The organism is Streptomyces sp. WAC07094, from assembly GCF_036320405.1.
Taxonomy (GTDB): Bacteria; Actinomycetota; Actinomycetes; order Streptomycetales; family Streptomycetaceae; genus Streptomyces; species Streptomyces lannensis.
Window position 1 is genome coordinate 758,780 of sequence record NZ_JAVMJZ010000001.1, and the last position, 18,132, is coordinate 776,911.

General features: G+C 71.8%; 16 protein-coding genes and 2 pseudogenes. 3 read left to right on the plus strand and 15 right to left on the minus strand.

The features are described 5' to 3' along the window. Position 1 precedes the first annotated feature (1 nt). From RCR19_RS03395 to RCR19_RS03405, 3 genes are all read right to left on the minus strand, one after another. A complete protein-coding gene (locus RCR19_RS03395) occupies positions 2-1,267 on the minus strand; it encodes a hypothetical protein (protein ID WP_331263689.1) in 1,266 nt (421 codons plus the stop codon). 194 nt (positions 1,268-1,461) lie between these two features. Further along, entirely contained in the window at positions 1,462-2,187 is a 726-nt protein-coding gene (locus RCR19_RS03400; protein ID WP_331263690.1) for a DUF4232 domain-containing protein, read from the minus strand. Between the two features lie 150 nt (positions 2,188-2,337). Continuing rightward, the gene (locus RCR19_RS03405) at positions 2,338-3,804 is read right to left on the minus strand and encodes a serine/threonine-protein kinase (protein ID WP_331263691.1); all 1,467 of its coding nucleotides are present in this window, start codon (positions 3,802-3,804) and stop codon (positions 2,338-2,340) included. 46 nt (positions 3,805-3,850) lie between these two features. Between RCR19_RS03405 and RCR19_RS03410 the strand changes: the two genes are divergently transcribed. Next, a complete protein-coding gene (locus RCR19_RS03410; RefSeq protein ID WP_331263692.1) occupies positions 3,851-4,402 on the plus strand; it encodes an RNA polymerase sigma factor in 552 nt (183 codons plus the stop codon). 54 nt (positions 4,403-4,456) lie between these two features. Here the strand turns inward: RCR19_RS03410 and RCR19_RS03415 are convergent, their stop codons facing one another. The 7 genes and pseudogenes from RCR19_RS03415 to RCR19_RS03445 all read right to left on the minus strand — a co-directional run. Further along, a complete protein-coding gene (locus tag RCR19_RS03415; RefSeq protein ID WP_331263693.1) occupies positions 4,457-5,425 on the minus strand; it encodes an aldo/keto reductase in 969 nt (322 codons plus the stop codon). Between the two features lie 136 nt (positions 5,426-5,561). Further along, positions 5,562-6,476, minus strand: coding sequence for an SDR family oxidoreductase (locus tag RCR19_RS03420; protein ID WP_331263694.1), 915 nt, complete (start codon positions 6,474-6,476; stop codon positions 5,562-5,564). Positions 6,477-6,569: 93 nt separating this feature from the next. Further along, on the minus strand, positions 6,570-7,199 hold the full coding sequence (locus RCR19_RS03425; RefSeq protein ID WP_331263695.1) for an MBL fold metallo-hydrolase: 630 nt from the start codon (positions 7,197-7,199) through the stop codon (positions 6,570-6,572). Beyond that, positions 7,199-8,287: an S-(hydroxymethyl)mycothiol dehydrogenase gene (locus RCR19_RS03430; RefSeq protein WP_331263696.1), complete on the minus strand. Its 1,089-nt coding sequence runs from the start codon at positions 8,285-8,287 to the stop codon at positions 7,199-7,201. The genes RCR19_RS03425 and RCR19_RS03430 overlap by 1 nt, the downstream gene beginning before the upstream one ends. 389 nt (positions 8,288-8,676) lie before the next feature. After that, positions 8,677-9,387: a DUF6215 domain-containing protein gene (locus tag RCR19_RS03435; protein WP_331263697.1), complete on the minus strand. Its 711-nt coding sequence runs from the start codon at positions 9,385-9,387 to the stop codon at positions 8,677-8,679. Positions 9,388-9,530: 143 nt separating this feature from the next. Further along, positions 9,531-10,343: an enoyl-CoA hydratase/isomerase family protein gene (locus RCR19_RS03440; RefSeq protein ID WP_331263698.1), complete on the minus strand. Its 813-nt coding sequence runs from the start codon at positions 10,341-10,343 to the stop codon at positions 9,531-9,533. Between the two features lie 49 nt (positions 10,344-10,392). Next, positions 10,393-10,911: pseudogene (locus RCR19_RS03445) on the minus strand (cytochrome P450); the annotation flags it as partial. 429 nt (positions 10,912-11,340) lie between these two features. On the opposite strand from RCR19_RS03445, the gene RCR19_RS03450 reads away from it, so the two are divergent. Continuing rightward, positions 11,341-13,101, plus strand: a complete 1,761-nt coding sequence (locus RCR19_RS03450; protein WP_331269329.1) for an ABC transporter ATP-binding protein — start codon at positions 11,341-11,343, stop codon at positions 13,099-13,101. A 14-nt stretch (positions 13,102-13,115) separates the two neighbouring features. Here RCR19_RS03450 and RCR19_RS03455 read toward each other — a convergent pair whose 3' ends face one another. From RCR19_RS03455 to RCR19_RS03470, 4 genes and pseudogenes are all read right to left on the minus strand, one after another. Next, positions 13,116-13,640 (minus strand): MarR family transcriptional regulator, encoded by a 525-nt coding sequence (locus tag RCR19_RS03455; protein WP_331263699.1) that lies wholly within the window; start codon positions 13,638-13,640, stop codon positions 13,116-13,118. Positions 13,641-13,742: 102 nt separating this feature from the next. Continuing rightward, positions 13,743-14,504: pseudogene (locus tag RCR19_RS03460) on the minus strand (MFS transporter); the annotation flags it as partial. Positions 14,505-14,527: 23 nt separating this feature from the next. Then, positions 14,528-15,178, minus strand: coding sequence for a GntR family transcriptional regulator (locus RCR19_RS03465; RefSeq protein WP_331263700.1), 651 nt, complete (start codon positions 15,176-15,178; stop codon positions 14,528-14,530). Between the two features lie 161 nt (positions 15,179-15,339). Further along, positions 15,340-16,197, minus strand: a complete 858-nt coding sequence (locus tag RCR19_RS03470) for a LysR family transcriptional regulator (protein ID WP_331263701.1) — start codon at positions 16,195-16,197, stop codon at positions 15,340-15,342. Between the two features lie 173 nt (positions 16,198-16,370). On the opposite strand from RCR19_RS03470, the gene RCR19_RS03475 reads away from it, so the two are divergent. After that, positions 16,371-17,174 (plus strand): EamA family transporter, encoded by an 804-nt coding sequence (locus RCR19_RS03475; protein WP_331263702.1) that lies wholly within the window; start codon positions 16,371-16,373, stop codon positions 17,172-17,174. Between the two features lie 432 nt (positions 17,175-17,606). On the opposite strand, the gene RCR19_RS03480 is transcribed toward RCR19_RS03475, so the two are convergent. After that, positions 17,607-18,080: a DUF4442 domain-containing protein gene (locus RCR19_RS03480; protein WP_331263703.1), complete on the minus strand. Its 474-nt coding sequence runs from the start codon at positions 18,078-18,080 to the stop codon at positions 17,607-17,609. Positions 18,081-18,132 lie beyond the last annotated feature (52 nt).

Sequence of the window (18,132 nt, forward strand, 5' to 3'; positions counted from 1 at the left end):
GTCAGGACGGGGTCGCCGTCGGGGACGCGGGCACCCCCAGGAACTCCTCCCAGCCGCCGGTCGGCGACTGTCCCGGATTGAGGGTCCGCAGTTTCCCGAGGACGGCGGGGTCCTGCGCCTCCAGCCACTGCACCAGCTGCCGGAAGGACACGAAGCGCACGTCGTCGTACTGCGCCATCCGCCCGATGGCCTCCTCCACGGCATCCATGTAGATACCGCCGTTCCAGCGCTCGAAGTGGTTGCCGATGAAGAAGGGCGCCCGGTTGGTGTCGTGTGCGCGCCGGAACCCGGCCAGATACGTGTCGCGGGCCTGGACGCGCCAGGCGTCGTACTGCGCGCTGTCGCCCAGAGGGTTACCGGCGGACTGGTTGGCCATGATGTTGTAGTCCATCGACAGGACCTGGAAGGAGTGGCCGGAGAACGGTATGGACTGCAGGGGGAAGTCCCAGATCCGCCCGCCCTGCACCTTCCCGGGCCAGATCTGCAGGCCGCCGGGCGAGCTGGCGTCGTACTTCCAGCCGAGCGCCGCCGCGGTGGGCAGCAGGTTGCCCTGGCCCTCCAGACACGGGGTGCGACCGCCGATCAGCTCCTTGCGGTAGTCGAAGGGCAGCGGGTCGAGGTCCGTGAAGCCGGTGTTGGTCTTCCATTCGGTGACGAAGCTCATCGCCTGGTCGATCTCGCTCCTCCACTCGGCCGGCGACCAGTTGCGCACCCCGTCGGCACCGCAGAAGTGACCGTTGAAGTGGGTGCCGATCTCGTGCCCCTCGAGCCAGGCCGCGCGCACCTGCTGAAGCGTGGCGTGGATGTGCCGGTCGGCGAGGTAGCCGATCGCGGAGGCGCCGACCGCGTGCCGCGGCGGGCGGTAGAGGTCCTTCTTGGACTCGGGCAGCGTGTAGATGCCGCTGAGGAAGAAGGTCATCGACGCCCCGTGGTCGGACGCGACCTTGCGGAAGCGGGAGAAGAGCTGGTTGCTGAGTTCACCGGCGCCGTCCCAGGAGAACACCACGAACTGCGGGGGCCGCTGACCGGGCTTCAGCCGCTCCACCGTGGGCTGGTGCGGCTGCGCGCCGGTGTCGGCGGTGGAGCCGTCGCCGATCGGTTTCAGCGGCCGGGCCTCGACGGTGCCCTTGCCGCCGGCGGAGCCCCCGCCGCCCTCGGTGCTCCCCCCGCCGACCGACCAGCCGCCGGGAGCACAGGCGGACAGTGCGCCCAGGGCGCCCGCCGTCGCCCCGGCCGTCAGCAGACGCCTGCGTGTGATGCCGTTCATCGTCGTCCCCGTTTCCTCGTCGCGCGGCTCCCGGAAGGAGGAGCCCTCTGCGGTGTGGGTCGACGGGTTCGATGAGCGGGGAGCGGCGGAAAGATCGCAGAGCCGGGGACGTGTTGCCGTCCTGTGACAACCGCTGCGGTTCCATGACGAACCCCGCTGCCGGCGAGCGGACAGCGGGGTCGGGGGAAGAGGGGTCAGGCGCCGGTACCGGCGCTGAAGACGGTCAGGGACACCGTGGAGGAGTTGCCCGAGACGGGGACCGGACCGCCGGACCACTTGACCTTCAGGGAGTCCTTCTCGTCGGGCGGGGTGATCAGGATCGCCGCGGGCGTGGCCTTGTCGGCCTCGCTGATCTCGGGGTTGGAGAAGGTCAGCCCGGCCCAGGCGCTCTTGCCCGGGGCCAGCGTGATCTTCGTGGGGCTCCCGGTGCTGCGCTTGGGGTCCGGGCCCAGCTGCTTGCCGGAGGCGTCCACGAAGGCGGCACCCGGGTAGCCGTCGACGGTGCATGTACGCCCGGAGTTGTTGGTGAGGACGAGCGGGAAGTTCTCCTGGCCGGCACCCGGGTTGTTGCGGCCGACCGTGGCGCGCAGCTCGGACGTGTGGCAGCGGCTGCCGGCGGCCGCGCCCTTGTCGCTCGACGCGGAGGCCGCCGTGTCGGGGCTGTCCGATGCCGTGGTCGTGGGCTCGGTGCCGGCCGTGCTCGTCGCGCTGCCGTCGGCGCGCGTGTGGTCGCCGGTGGCGGGCTGTGCCGCCCCGGGCAGCTTCTCCGGGGCGCTGCTCGTGGCATGGCCGTCGCCGCAGGCGGTGAGCAGGCCCAGGGCGGCGAGCGCGCCCAGCGCGGACACCGCACGCCGTGCCGTCAGGAAGGGGGCCGTGCCGTCGGAGGCCTGGTCCGCCGTGGCGCGTCGGAAGGTCACCATGTCTGTCGCTCCTCGAAACTCACCGCACACGCCGGGCGCGTGGGGACGGTGCCGTCTGCCCGTCCTCTCTGTCCGATGCGCTCCGGTGCGGAAAAGTTCGCGTACATTGTCCGGCCTCCGGGCGCGCCGACGGCCGCGGCGTGACGGTTGTCACCCGCTGAGCCGTACGGAGTCCAGAACCCGGTCGGTCTCATCGGTGCCGCCGTCCTGGCGCAGCTGTACGTACATCTGCGAACCACCGGTGCCGGCGACGGGCTTCAGCGCGGCCTCCGTGACGGACCCGCCGCCGCCCGCGCAGTCGGTCCAGGTGCGTACGGCCCCCTGCCAGTCGGTGCCGCGGTAGTCACGGCCGCCCTGGTAGTGGCAGTCCTTGTGGTTGATCGCGCGCACCTTGGCCGTGAGGTCCCCGTGCTCGCTCAACCCGATGAAGGCGCCGTTCGCGCCGGTGCCCAGGTCCTGCCAGCGCGAGAGGTCGTCGGCGACCGCGAGGGCGGGCTCATGCCCGGTCGGCAGGCCCAGTGACTCCGGGTTCCAGCCTGCGTCGCGCAGCTGGCGCCCCCAGGACGCGGGCACGATCGCGTGCACACGCCCGGTGGAGTCCTGGACCTTCACATCCGCCGCCGGATGCTGCCGCAGCAGCACGGTGGTGCCGGCTGCGGCGGCACCCGCGACGACCAGGGCGGCCAGGGTGAGGACCAGGGCGCTACGGCGGCGGCCGGGCCGCTCGGGGCCCGAGTCGACCGCCTCCCGTCGGCCGCCGGGTTGCCCCGGCGCCGGGTCGACGGCCTCCCGTCGGCGGCCGCGCTGCTCGGGCGCCGAGGTGCCGGAGACGTCCGCAAGCCGGTCGAGCGCGTCCGCGAAGGCCTCGGCGGTCGGCCAGCGCCGCTCGCGCTCGAGGTCCATGGCCCGCAGGATCGCCCGCTGGACCTCGGCCGGCAGCCCGGGGCGAAACCGGTCGGGGGGCTCCACCCGGCCCGGACGTGCGGGGACCGTGCCGGTGAGCAGGTGATAGCCGAGGGCCCCCAGGCTGTAGACGTCCGCCCGCGCGTCGATGCCGGAGCCGGGTTCGGACTGCTCGGGCGCCGCGTATCCGGCGGAACCGGCAGCCATGGTGAGGCCCGAGGCCTGGGCGAGGCTCTTGGCCAGCCCGAGATCCGCGAGCAGCAGCCTGGTGGAGCCGTCGTGCGCGGTCCGCAGGAGGACGTTGGAGGGCTTGATGTCCCGGTGCACGATTCCGGCGTCGTGCAGCGCGGCCGCGGAGCGGGCGGCCAGGGCCGTCAGGCGCAGGGCCTCCGCCACGGCTAGCGGGCTGCCCGTGATCCGATCGGCGAGCGTGCCGCCGTCGGCGTACTCCATGACGAAGTAGGGTCTGCCGTCGGGGAGCTCGCCGATGTCGTAGACCTGCACCACCCGGCTCGAGCCGGCCCGGCGCAGCAGGCGCGCCTCGGACAGGAACCGCTCCCGGACATCCAGCCGGTGGGCCCAGTTCTCGGCAAGCACCTTCACGGCGACGGGCGCCTCGAGGACGTCGTCGTGGGCAAGCCAGACGACGCCGAACGCGCCGCTGCCCAGGCGTCGTTCCAAGCGGTAGCGGTCGATCCGCTCCAGGGACTGCATAGGACTATCATGCCTGGTCGGATATCCACATCGAGGGGAGCTCCCAGTGAGGGATGCCGCTGACCCCGAAGAGCTGGCTCTGCGGGCGGCCGCGGGCGACACGGCAGCCCTGGACGCGTTGCTCCACCACATCCGGCCGGAGGTCGTACGGCGCTGCGGGCGCTTCCTGCCGTGCCGGGAGGACGCCGAGGAGGCGGCACAGGACGTGCTGCTGCAGGTGGCCCGGAAGATCGGCACGTTCCAGGGCCGCAGTCGCTTCGGCACCTGGCTGTACACGGTGGTCGCCAACTGCTCCCGGCAGAAGTACCGCGAGCTGAAGCGGCGGGCGGCCGAGCAGCCCGGACCGATCGACGCCGCGCAGCATGTGGATCCGCGGACCACCAGCGTGATCGCTGGATCGCGCGTCGATCTGCTGGAGGCCCTGGAGCGGCTGGAGCGCGAGCATCCGCACCTGGTGGCGCCGCTCGTCTACCGGGACATCTGCCAACTGGAGTACGCGGAGGTCGCCGAACGTGTCGGTGTCCCGCTGGGCACCTTGAAGTCCCGCCTTCACGAGGCGCGCCGACAGGTCAGGCCCTGGCTGGCCGGCTCCGTCTGAGCGCGCCCGTCGCCCTGCGCCGGGGCGTACCGCCCCGGCGCGGGCGCAGGAGGGTCAGTGACCCCTGACGGGGTGCGGCCGGTAGGACTCCTCCAGTGACTGGACGTCCTTGTCGGTGAGGTCCACGTCCAGCGCCGCGACCGCGTCGTCGATGTGCTGCGGTTTGGTGACCCCGACGATCGGCGCGGCGACGGTGTTCTGCCGCAGCAGCCAGGCCAGGGCGACCTGGGCACGTGGAACGCCCCGCTGGGCCGCGACCGCCGACACCGCCTCGACGACGGCCCGGTCGCCCTCCTGGTAGAGCCCCTTGCCGAACTCGTCGGTGCGGCTGCGCTCCGTGGTCTCGTCCCAGTCCCGCGTGAGCCGGCCGCGGGCCAGCGGGCTCCAGGGCAGGGTGCCGACCGCCTGATCCGCGCACAGCGGCAGCATCTCGCGCTCCTCCTCGCGGTAGAGGAGGTTGTAGTGGTTCTGCATCGAAACGAACCGGGTCCAGCCGTTCAGGCGGGCCGTGTACTGGGCCTTGGAGAACTGCCAGGCGTACATCGAGCTCGCGCCGATGTACCGGGCCTTGCCGGCCTTCACCACGTCGTGCAGGGCCTCCATCGTCTCCTCGATCGGTGTGACGGGGTCGAAGCGGTGGATCTGGTAGAGGTCGACGTAGTCGGTGCCGAGGCGGCGCAGGCTGTGGTCGATCTCCGTCATGATCGCCTTGCGGGAGAGGCCGCCGCCGTTGGGTCCCGGGCGCATCCGGCCGTGCACCTTCGTCGCCAGCACGATCTCGTCACGCCGGGCGTGTTCGGCGAGCACCCGGCCGACGATCTCCTCGCTGGTGCCGTCGGAGTAGACGTTCGCGGTGTCGAAGAAGTTGATGCCCGCGTCGAGCGCCCGGCGGATCAGGGGGCGGGACGCCTCCTCGTCGAGGCTCCAGCGGTGAGTGCCTCGGTCGGGGATGCCGAAACTCATACAGCCCAGGCAGATCCGGGACACATCGAGACCCGTTGCGCCGAGCTTCACGTACTGCATGTACTCCTGCTTTCCCTCGGGGCGGGGCGGGGCGCCCGGGAACCACGAGTTCGGACGGCCTCGTACGGTGGCGCCGCAGCCCCCGACGACGTGATGCCTGCCCATCCTGAGTGCGGCCAAGCACGGGCGCGTCCTCTCAGCGGTATCCCGTGGCGTCCGCCGTGCCGCCCTTGTCCTGGACCTCGACGAGGTAGCGCCAGGCGTCGGGACGGCTGCCGTCGCGGTCCGTGAAGCCGTACTCCCGTGCGAGTCGCCCACTGGAAAGCGAGTTCCCGTTCCAGCGGGAGACCCGCGGGTCCGCGGCCAGCGCGGCGACCGCCCGGCCGACGTAGTACGGGCTCTCGGAGATGCAGAAGTGGGGCTCGCGCTCCAGGGCGTCGCGCCAGTTCGCCTCGGTCACCCCGAACGCCTCGAGCATCAGCTCCGAGCGCAGCCAGCCGGGGGTGAGGGCGACCGCGGTGGCACCACGCGACCCCAGCTCGTGGCCGAGGGAGAACGCCATCCGCAGCACGGACGCCTTGGCCAGGTCGTAGAAGAAGGACACCCGGTAGGTGTCACGGTTGTACTCGGCCGTTCCGTCGGTCATCTCCACGACCAGGCCGCCGGGGTGCCTCAGCAGCAGGGGCAGCGCGTGGTGGTTGGTGATCGCGTGCGTCTCGACGGCGAGCCGCAGCAGACGAAGCCCCTTGTCGAGGTCGTGCTCCCACACCGGGCGGTCCCAGTCGAAGAGCTTCTCGCCGCCCCAGATGTCGTTGACGAGGACGTCCAGGCGCCCCTGCTCGCGCTCGACACGCTCCACGAGCGCGCTCACCTCGGCCGGGACGAGGTGGTCGGTGGGGACGGCGATGCCGTGCCCGCCCGCCGCCGACACCAGCTCGGCGGTGTCCTCGATCGTCTCGGGCCGGTCGTACTCCGAGCGCCGCTCGCGGGTGCTGCGCCCGGTCACGTACACCGTGGCACCCGCCGCGCCCAGTTCCACGGCGATCCCCCGCCCCGCCCCTCGTGTCGCCCCGGCGACCAGTGCGACCTTGCCCGTCAGCGGCCCCGGCATGTCCGACCTCCGCGCTCGTTCGTAGAACCGTCTCGCCGAGGATGACGCGGAAGCCGGACATCTCCTGTCGCCTATTGCGGGCGTCTCCCGGGATCAGTGGCCGCGCGCGATCCACTCGTCGAGGTGGGGCGCCTCGGCGCCGATGGTCGTCGACTCGCCGTGCCCCGTGCGGACCACCGTCTCGGGCGGGAGGGTCAGCAGCCGGTCCCGGATCGACTCGATGATCGTCGGGAAGTGCGAGTACGAGCGTCCGGTCGCCCCGGGGCCGCCCTGGAAGAGGGTGTCGCCGGTGAAGACGGTGCCCAGGCCCGGGTCGTAAAGGCAGACGGCACCGGGTGCGTGGCCGGGGGTGTGCAGCACCGTCAGATCGGCACCGGCCGCCTCGACGACCTGACCGTCGGCCAGCCAGTGGTCCGGGAGGCGGTCGGGGTGGGTCGTCTTCCACAGCGGCAGGTCGTCGGGGTGCAGCCAGATCGTCGCTCCGGTCCGCTCGGCGAGCGCGGGCGCGGCGTCGATGTGGTCGTTGTGGGCGTGGGTGCACAGGATGGCCCGCAGTCGCCGGCCGCCGAGCGCCGCGACGATCGCGTCGGCGTCGTGGGCGGCGTCGATCACAACGGTCTCGTCGTCGTCGCCGACGATCCACACGTTGTTGTCGACCTCCCAGGTGCCGCCGTCCAGGGAGAAGGTGCCGGAGGTGACCAGTCGGTCGATGCGTGCGCTCATCACAGCACCACCACCGAGCGCAGGACGTCTCCGTGATGCATCCGCTCGAAGGCCTTCTCGACCTCGTCGAGCGCGATGGTCTCGGTCACGAACTTCTCCAGCGGCAGGCGCCCCTGCAGATGCAGATCGATGAGCATGGGGAAGTCGCGGGAGGGCAGGCAGTCGCCGTACCAGGAGGACTTCAGGGCCCCGCCGCGTCCGAAGACGTCCAGCAGCGGCAGCTCCAGCTTCATCTCCGGGGTGGGCACGCCGACCAGGACGACGGTGCCGGCCAGGTCGCGGGCGTAGAACGCCTGCCGGTACGTCTCCGGGCGCCCCACGGCCTCGATGACGACGTCGGCCCCGAAGCCGCCGGTCAGATCCCGTACCGCCTCGACGGGGTCGGCCTCCCGGGAGTTGACGGTGTGGGTGGCGCCCAGTTCCCTCGCGGTGCCCAGCTTGCGGTCGTCGATGTCCACCGCGATGATCTTCGACGCGCCCGCCAGACGCGCTCCGGCGATCGCCGCGCCGCCGACCCCGCCGCAGCCGATGACCGCGACCGTGTCGCCCCGGCCGACGCCTCCGGTGTTGATCGCGGCGCCGAGTCCGGCCATCACACCGCAGCCCAGCAGCCCGGCCACCGCCGGGGAGACGGACGGGTCGACCTTGGTGCACTGCCCGGCGGCCACCAGCGTTTTCTCCGCGAAGGCGCCGATACCGAGGGCCGGGGAGAGCTCCTGACCCGTGGCGGCCAGCGTCATCCTCTGCTTGGCGTTGTGGGTGTCGAAGCAGTACCAGGGGCGGCCACGCCTGCATGCACGGCACTTGCCGCACACCGCACGCCAGTTGAGGACGACGAAGTCGCCGGGGGCGATGTCCTCGACGCCCTCGCCGACCGACTCGACGACGCCGGCCGCCTCATGGCCGAGCAGGAACGGGAACTCGTCGGTGATACCGCCTTGCTTGTAGTGCAGGTCGGTGTGGCACACGCCGCAGGCCTGGATGCGCACCACCGCCTCACCCGGCCCCGGGTCCGGTACGACGATCGTCTCGATCCGGACCGGCTCGTCCTTGCCAGGAGCGATCACGCCGCGTACTTCCTGCGCCATGCTGCTGCCGCCTTCCGTCGGTGCTGCGGGCGCCGCACGCGCCCGGCGCGGGCCACAGCGGCCCGCACTCGTGATCCTCGCGCGATGGGCACGCGTTGCGCACGCATTCCGCGCGGAACTTCTCGGATCGCCCCGCGGCCGCCCCTTCCGACCGGCCTTCGGGTGACGCCACGTCACCTGTGGGCGGACCTACGACAGGGCCGGACCTCTGTGCCGGCCGCCGCCCGGTGCAGGTCTCCGCGGTCGGCTCGACAGGCCTTGCGGTGACCCGGGTTGCCGGTCCGGCTCGGTGACAGGACCCGACTCGGCGATCGGCCCGGCGCGGTGTCCCGCCGCTCGCCTCCCGGGCGCGGCGGGAGCGCCGGACAACGGGTCGCCGCACGGGGCCGTCACTCGTCGGCGGTCCACCCCGGAACGGTCGGGAGTACCGTCTCGGCGACGCGCAGGAGCACCGCGTCGTCCGGAACCAGGCCGTCGGTGCGCCACAGGGTGACGTCGAAGGAGCCACCGCTGTCCTTCGCGTCCCGGGCCACGGTGAGAGCGCGGGCCGGTACCCCCGGGCCGCTGTGGCTGTCGCTGCCGTCGAGGCGGAAGCTGAGGCTGATGGTGCGGTCCGCGTACAGGACCGCAGAGCGGCCCAGAACGGTCCGCTTCCCCGCGCCGTCGCCGAGAAGTGCGGCGGCCCTGGACACCGGGAGACGGTCGTAGCTCTCCGACAGCGACACGGTGTACGTGCCGAACTCCACCCGTGCCGAGGGATTGGGGATCTCCTCGCCACCGGCGAGCCTGACGGAACCCCCGCCGCCACTGGCACTCTTCGCACTCTCCTGCGGGGTGCCCAGCAACCGGGCGAGGTCGGGACGGTTCAGCGCCTCGCACAGCTGCGCCCCGGAGACGACATCAGGTCCCTTGCCGGGCTTCCCGGACGCCTTCTCTGCCTCCCCGCCCCGGCACCTCGCGGGCGACTGACCGCTCTGCGAGGACGACGGCTTCGCGAACGCCCACAGACCGACGACGAGTGCGGCGACCAACGCCACGGCCGTGATGGCCTGCCCCCACGGGCCGGCACCCTTCTCGGGCACGCCGTTGTCGTCTGCCATGTCCCCCACCTGCCGTGATCCCCGGTTCGTGCCCCGGCACCCTAACCCGTGTGATCACCGCAGGGACAACGCAGCTCCCGTCCCGTTCGCGTCTACAGCGAGGCCGGCGGACGCCATCGTCCCCCGGCGCGCGTCCCATGCCGTCAGATCAGGTGGCCCCTACGGCGGCCGTTCGCCGCGGGGGCCAGTTCACGGGTGGCGAGTACGGACGCCATCAACTCGGGGTCCAGAGCGGTGATGTCGGCCAGTCGCGTGGCGTTCGCGTGGGCGTTGAACAGGAGTTTGGTGACGCGCAGGGCAGTGGGAGAGCGGCGGATGACGGGGGCTGCCCACGTCTTCACCGCCGCGTCGAGCTCGTCGACGGGCACGACCTTCTGGAGGATCGAGAGGGCCCGTGCCTCCTGGGCGTCGAAGGACCGGCAGGTGAGGACGAGTTCACGGACGGTCGCGGCACCCACTTCGTTGAGGAGCCGGGGAAGGATGCCTCCCCAGGCCGTGGGCAGGCCGAGGGCGAGTTCGGGGAGGCGGAACGTGGCGGTCTCGGCGCCGACGCGCAGGTCGCAGGAGAGTGCCAGGGCGAGGCCGGCTCCGATGACCTTGCCCTGGACCCGGGCGATGGTGACGGCCGGGTTGTTGGCCAGGGCCTCGCACACGCGGCGGGCCTTGGTCCCGGAGCCGCGTATGCCGGCTCCGGTCGGGTCCTGCGCCAACTGCTCGGCGTACTCGGTGCGGTCGCCTCCTTGGCAGAAGTCCTCGCCCGCTCCGGACAGGACGATGACCCGGAGGTCGGGATCGTGCTCGTCGAGCACGGCCAGGAGTTCGTCGAGCATGACCTCCGTGACAACGTTGCCCTGGTCGGAGGTGTTCAGCTCGATGGACAGGACGGGGCCCTGCCGGTCGATCCGCAGCGTGTTCGGAATCTGACGGGTGTAGGCGGCCAGTGGCGGGGCAGTCATTTCTTCACTTTCCAAGACGTCGTGAGCCCGGGGACCAGGAGAGCACGTGGTCCCCGGGACGGGCCCGCCGCTCGCGGACCAGGTCCATGAAATAGGTGCGCAGCTCCGCCGTGGCGGCGTCGGACTTCGCCAGCTGACTGGCGGAGGGCAGCAACTCCTGGGTGAAGACGATCTGCTGGAGGGTGGAACGGTCGAACATGCCGGCCGCCCGGCGCACCCATGTGTGCTCCGGGGGGTTCAGGGCCGGCAGGGTCCTGCTCATCTCCTGGGACGAGGGTGCCGTCCAGCGAGTGCCGCTCCCCTGCCGTTCGCGCCAACGTGAGTCGGGCTCCGGCCAGTTGCGGTTGCGCAGAACCTGGTCGCACAGATCGAAGGTGGTCACGAGGTGCCCACCCCAGGGGGCTGCGATGACTCCGCCCCTCGACCGTAGCTCCGCGTAGATCGGAAAGAGGTTGGCCTGGCCCTTCGCCCTCCGCAGACGGGAGAAGAGCGAGACGGCGTAGCGCCTGTCGGGCGGCGGAGTTACCGCTGTCTCCACGACGACTCCTTCCTGAGTATCAGTCGCCATGCATACCCGAGGCATGACTGATACATACAAGATGACTATGCGCATGGAGAGTTGCCTTCGTCACTCGCCCCTGGTCCATGCCAGGAAGCGGCTGAACAGACCCTTGGGCCGCAGTCTCATCCTCACCAACCGCCCCACGGGCGAGCCCACTTGACAACCGGCCAGGGAGCCTCCGGGGCACCCCGCAGGTACACGTCGGCGCATGAGCCGTGCTGCGGCCGATGGGTCCGGCAGAAACGGGAGAAAAGGACCTGATCACGACAATGCACCCCGAGCGAGGAAACGTTGCACAGGGCCCCGCCGACGGCACCTGTCCCCCCTTCTAGGATGCGGACCGCGTAGACCTCGGCTCCGTCCTGACCACCCCCGCCGGGCGTGGCCCGGGAACCGGGGTGGAACAGCCCCTACTCCGCAAGGAACACCGTGAGCATCGCAGTGACGGAAGCCGAACCGGGACCGGTGCCGCCCGCCTGGCGGCTGCTCCTCGGATATGTACGACCACATCGCTGGTCCCTGCTCGCGGGCGCGATCCTCGCGCTCGCCACCGGCGGCACCGGGCTTCTCCTGCCGCTGGTCGCTCGCGGTCTGATCGACGACCTCGCGCACGACCGGTCCATCACCCCTGCGCTGCTCGGCATGTCGGGGCTGGTGGTCGCCAACGCGGCCGTGGGCGCGCTGGGTTCCTACGTGCTGCGGCGTACCGCCGAATCGGTCGTGCTGGGCGCCCGGCGCGCTCTGTCGTCGTATCTGCTGCGGCTGCGGATCTCCGCCGTGGACCGTACGGAGCCCGGCGATCTGATGGCGCGGATCACCTCCGACACCACGCTGCTGCGCGAGGTCACCACGGACTCACTGGTCGGACTCGGCACCGGCGGGCTCACGCTGGTCGCGACGGTGGTGATGATGGGGCTGGTCGACGCGGTGCTGCTGGGAGTCACACTCGGGGTGATCCTGGCCGCGGGACTGGTGCTCGGGCTCATCGTGCCGCGCATCAACCGGGCGAGCCGGCAGGCACAGGACGCGGTGGGCGCCATGGGCGCCTCGCTGGAACGGGTCCTCGGCGCGCTGCGCACGGTCAAGGCGTCCGGCGCGGAGCACCGGGAGGAGGAGGCCGTCCACACGGCGGCCGAGGAGTCGTGGCGGCAGAGCGTACGGGCCGCCAAGTGGGCGGCGGCCGCGGGCAACACGGCGGGACTCGCGATGCAGATCGCCTTCATCACCGTGCTGGCCGTGGGCGGCGCACGCGTGGCGACCGGCGCCGTCGACGTCGGCACCCTGGTCGCGTTCCTGCTCTACGTCTTCTATCTGATGTCTCCCATCCAGCAGGTCGTCGGCGCGGTCACCCAGTACCAGACGGGCGCCGCCGCGCTCGCCCGGATCCAGGAGGCTCTGCGACTGCCCGCCGAACCGCCCTCGAGGCAAGCGGAGTTGCCGGCGCCGGGCGCGCAGCCCGCCTCGCTGTCCTTCGAGGACGTGCGCTTCCGGTACGCCGAGGACCTGCCGCACGTCCACCACGGCGTGACCTTCGCGGTGCCGGCCCGGGGCATGACCGCCTTCGTCGGCCCGTCCGGGGCGGGCAAGACGACCGTGTTCTCCCTGATAGAACGCTTCTACGATCCCGAGTCGGGTTCGATCTCGCTCGACGGACGGGACGTCGCCGAGTGGGAGCTGCCCCTGCTCCGAGCGGCCATCGGCTACGTCGAGCAGGACGCGCCGGTGCTGTCCGGCTCCCTGCGCGACAATCTGCTGCTCGGCAATCCCGGGGCCGACGACGCCGAGGTGCAACGTGTACTCAAGACGACGCGGCTCGACGGGCTGGTCGAGCGGCTCCCGCGAGGTCTCGACACCCTGGTCGGACATCGCGGGACCAAGCTCTCCGGCGGCGAGCGCCAGCGTGTCGCGATCGGGCGGGCGTTGCTGCGCCGTCCCCGTCTGCTGCTGCTCGACGAGGCGACTTCACAGCTGGACGCCGTCAACGAGGCGGCGCTGCGGGACACGGTCGCCGATGTCGCGCGTTCCACGACGGTCCTGGTGGTCGCGCACCGGCTGTCCACGGTGACCATGGCCGACCGGATCGTGGTCATGGACGCGGGCCGGGTCCGCGCGGTCGGCACCCATCGCGAACTGATCGCCGCCGACCCGCTGTACGCCGAACTGGCCGCGACCCAGTTCCTCGCCACGGCCGACTGACAACGGGATCCCGGTCAGGATTCGGGGCCCGCCGCCTCGAGGACCTCCTGGCCGCTCTCGTCGTCGGCGGCGTAGGCGAGGAAGTCGTCGACCATACGGTGGAAGAGGGTGGCGAGCCGGCGGAGTTCCTCCGGCGACCAGGAGCCCAGGGCCGCCTGCATGCCGCGGACCCCGGCGTCGCGGATCCGCTGGATGGCCTCACGGCCGAGCCCGGTGAGTTCGATACGCTGGGCGCGGCCGTCGTCCGGGTCCGGTACGCGGGAGACGTATCCCGACTTCTGCAGCTGGTGCACCTGCCGGGTCACATGGGAGGCCTCGACCCCGAGCCGGTTGGCCAGCTCCCCGGGGCGCAGCGGTTCGGAGTCGGCGATCTGCCGCAGCAGGGCCACCGCGGCACGGTCCAGCGGAACACCCGCGAGGGCCATCAGGCGTTCGTGCTGCCGCGCGCGCGTGCTCAGATAGGTGATGCGGCTGAGCGCTCGCTCGATGTCGATCACTTCCGGCGACGCGGGGGCCGAAGGGGGCTGCGGGTTGGGCATACCGCCCAGTTTACCATATCGTTGCCTGACTCAAGTAACTACCTGCCGCGGGAGACGGATGCGGGCCGGGTGCGCCCGGCGCACGCCGTCGTTCCGTGACCAGTGAGCGGTGAGCAGCTCCTGAGGCGTGCCGCCCGGCGACGCCTGCCGGGTGCGCATGGCCGCGATGCCGATGACGACCATGGAGGACACACCCGCCGGCGCGAAGGCGGTGAAGCCCCAGTCGCCGTGGCCCCCGGCGAGCAGCCGGCCGCCGAGCCACGGTCCGAAGACGGCGCCGAAGCGGCCCATGCCGGATGTCCAGCCGACCGCGGTGGCACGGCTGTCGGGGGTGGCGCGGACGGAGACCGTCGCATAGATCGTCGTCTGGGCGCTGTTCAGGAACACGCCGGTGAGGAACACGACCAGGAGGGTCACTCCGAGCGGCATATGGACACTGAGCAGGAAGACGCCGACCGCGGTCAGGGCGAACCACAGGGCCGAGATGCGCGGGGCACCGAAGCGGTCGGAGGCCCGACCGGCGATCAGCATGCCCACAATGCCTCCGGGATTGAACAGGACGACGAAGGTGAGGGCGGAGCCGAGCTGATAGCCCTCGCCCCGCATCCGGGTCGGCAGCCAGGTGGCGACTCCGTAGACGAGCAGTAGACCGCCGAAGGAGGCCCGCCGGTACAGCAGGGTATGGAGCCACTCACCGCCGCGGAACAGACCGGCGAGGGCGTTCCAGCGGTCGGCCCTGACCTTGACGCCGGGGGCGGGGGGCAGCTCGACGTCGTACCGTCCGGCCGGCGCGCGGGCCTCCTCGGAGCGTCCCTTGGCCACCAGGAAACTCAGCGACTCGGGCATCGCCCTGGCGAGCACGGGGGCGCGCGCCCGCCTCGCCCGAGTCAGTCGCGCAACGCCTCGATGACGCTCGTGAGATGGGCGCGGACGGCCGTCTCGGCCGCCTGCGGGTCCCTGGCCCGGATCGCCTCGATCATGGCCAGGTGCTCGTTCAGGGAGTGCTGCGGGCGCCCCGGCCGCAGCGCCAGCTGGAAGCGGTGGCGCACCAGTTGTGCATTGAGTCGTTCCAGCAGTTCCACGGCCGTCCGCTGGCCGGAGAACCGCCTGATCCGCTCGTGCAGTTCCTGGTTCAGCTCGGAGTAGGTCACCGGTTCGCCGTCGGCGACGGCCTTGGTCATCTCCGCACCGAGATCGGCCAGTTCGGTCAGCTGCTCGTCGCTGGCCGCGACGGCCGCCTTGGCCGCGCACAGCCCTTCCAGGACCATGCGGCACTCGGTGATGGCGACCGCTTCCTCCACCGTCACCACCCGCACCCGCGAACCGCGGTTGCGGATCCGCTCGACCAGACCCTGAGCCTCCAGATCGATCAGCGCCGCGCGGATGCTGGCCCGCGTCACACCGAACTGCTCGGCGAGTTCGTTCTCCACCAGCCGCTGGGCCGGTGCCATCTCACCGTGCAGGATCGCCTGCCGCAGCTGCTCCAGGGCATGCTGCTTGGCCTGCTCTCCGCTGCTCGGACGGACGTCTTTCGGCATCCTTGCCCTCCCTGAGTGAGTACCTGTCGAACCAAGATCCAGCCCAACAAAATTGTCAACAATTTTGTCCTCCATCTTGCCCGCGCGGATGCACCGGCCCCGTCGCGGGGCGGCGGGCCCCCGGTCGCGGGGGCGGCGGCACCGCCGTCACGGCCCGCCGGTCAGCCCATGCGGTAGAGGCAGACAAGCAGTTCGATCACGGGTTGCATGGCGGGATGCGGGCCGTCCCGCCACCAGGCGAGCCGCACGGCGATGGGCTCGGCGTCGCTCACCGGCCGGTAGACGACGCCCGGCCGGGCGTACTGGTTGGCCGTGGACTCCGCCGTGACCCCGATACGGCGGCCGGTGGAGATCGCGGCCAGCCAGTCGTCCACGTCGTGCGTCTCCTCGGTGGCCGGGCGCGATTCCTGGGGCCACAGCTCCACGCTCGTGGTGCCCGTGCGGCGGTCGACCAGCAGCGTGCGTCCGCTGAGATCGGCCAGTCGGACCGAGCGGCGCCTGGCCAGTGGATCGTCCGCGGCCATCGCGCACAGCCTCTGTTCGAGCCCGACGATCGCCGAGTCGAAGCGCCTGTCGTCCACGGGCCTGCGCACCACCGAGAGGTCGCAGGCACCCTCCGCGAGCCCCGCGGTGGCCGAGTTGACCCGCACGAGGTGCAGTTCGGTCTGCGGGTGCTGTTCGCGCCAGCGCCGCTGGAAGGCGAGGGTATGGCGGCCGAGCGCGGACCAGGCGTAGCCGATCCGCAGCCGGGCCGGGCCGGAGGTGGCGCCGCGCACCAGGTCGTCGACCTCGGCGAGCACCCGCCGGGCGTGCGCCACCACGCGCAGTCCGGTGCCGGTCGGGGCCACTTCGCGGGAGGTCCTGCGCAGCAGCCGTACGCCCAGCGTCTGTTCGAGCGACGCCAGGGTGCGGGACACGGCCGCCTGGGAGACACCCAGCGCAATGGCCGCGTCCGTGAAGGTGCCCTCGTCGACGATGGCGACAAGGCAGCGCAACTGCCGCAGTTCCACTTCATGCATGAGTCAAGCGTATGAATGGCCCGGTGGATGCATTTTCCGCACGGGCCGGGTTCTCGCACGATCGGACCATGCACGGAGCATCGGCACGCCCGTCCGCATCACCCGCACGCCGGATCCGTCCGGCATCCCCGGGACCGAAGCCGGCCCGCACGAGCCCGGCAGGAGTCCTGACCATGGTCGGCAGCGGCCTGTCCAACCAGGTCGGCGCCGCGATCGGTTCGCTCGCCTTCCCGGTGTTCGGGCCGGTCGGCGTCGTCGCGGTGCGCCAGTACGTCGCCGCGTTTGTCCTGCTCGCGGTCGGCAGGCCACGGCTGCGTTCCTTCACCTGGCGCCAGTGGTGGCCGGTCCTGCTGCTGGCCCTGGTGTTCGGCACCATGAACCTCTCCCTCTACAGCGCCATCGACCGCATCGGCCTCGGTCTGGCGGTGACACTGGAGTTCCTCGGCCCACTCACCATCGCCCTGGCCGCCACACGGCGGCGTGTCGACGCCTGCTGCGCGCTGATCGCCACGGCCGGTGTCGTCGTCCTGATGCGCCCTCAGCCGTCCACCGACTACGCCGGGATGTGCCTCGGCCTGCTGGCCGCCGGCTGCTGGGCGTCGTACATCCTGCTCAACGGCACCGTCGGCCGGCGCATCCCCGGGGCACAGGGACCGGCGGCCGCCGCCGCGGTGTCGGCGATGGTGTTCCTTCCGGTCGGCGTGGCCGTCGCCGTCCAGCATCCGCCGACCCCGAAGGCCGCCGCCTGCGCGATCGCCGCCGGGCTCCTCTCGTCCGCGGTGCCCTACCTCGCGGACCTGTTCACCCTGCGCCGGGTCTCCGCCCCGGCCTTCGGACTCTTCATGAGCGTCAACCCCGTCCTGGCCGCCGTGGTCGGCCGCCTCCTCCTCGGTCAGCACCTGGGGTGGACGGCCTGGGCCGGCATCGGCGCCGTCGTGACCGCGAACACGGTCGGGATCGCCGCACGACGTGGCTGACAGCAGCGCCCGCCTCCGGCGACGCCCCGATGACGGGGAGCGCGCGTCCGGACACCCTCGGCATACAATTCGATTGCTTGACTCAAGTAAGTCGGTGTGCTTGCCTCTCTCGAGCAACCTGGACCGTCCGGCCGCCATGGTGGTCGTGACGCCCAGGACCGGGGGCCGCCGATGAGCGGCGGCGGGCCCCCGTGCGCCGCATCCCGTGGGGACGGGGGCGGTGCGCCCTCGGGCCCGGACCGGCACTCATCCCGTGCGGAGCCGGGCCCGAGGACGACGGGGGTTAGCGTTTTCGCGACACTTGTCGCGCACAGGAGGGCGGTCCTTCGAATCGGCGCCGGCCTCGAGAGTGAGGCGGTGGGTGCTGCCGGCCCCCTCGGCGGGTGACGGACCGGCCCGCGAGGGGCCGGGCGACCGCTCGCCTTCGCGGCCTCAGGACCGGGCGGCGCTCCCGGCGGGTGTGCGCCGTACGCTCCAGTCGAAGCGGCCCCGGCACACGACGGTGCCCGCCGCATCGGTGATCTCGGCCCGGGTGGAGATCCGTGCCCGGTCGGTCTCGCCCGTCCACAGCGGCTCAAGGGCACTCCGGGCCTCTTCGTCGAGGCGGCAGGCGGCGACCAGGCGCCCCCGGGCGGGAGCGAGGAACTCCACGGCGGCCGCGGTTCCCAGCGGCACGATCCGCTCCAGGGCCCCGGCATGCGACCCCGAGGCGATGAGGGCGCCCAGCCCGGCCGCGTCGAGCAGGGCGACCAGCCCGCCGGAGTGCAGCGAGCCGATGACGTTGGTCAGCTCCATGGGTGTGTCGCACGCGAGTTCGGCCTCGCCGTCCACGGCCCGGACCACCTCTATCCGGGCCGTGCGATGCGCCGGTACGGCCTCGAGCAGCGTTCGGGCCGGTGCCGTCATGTCCACCACGCCAGCCTCGCAGGGTGCGATGGCGCGCGGGTGTCCATCGGGC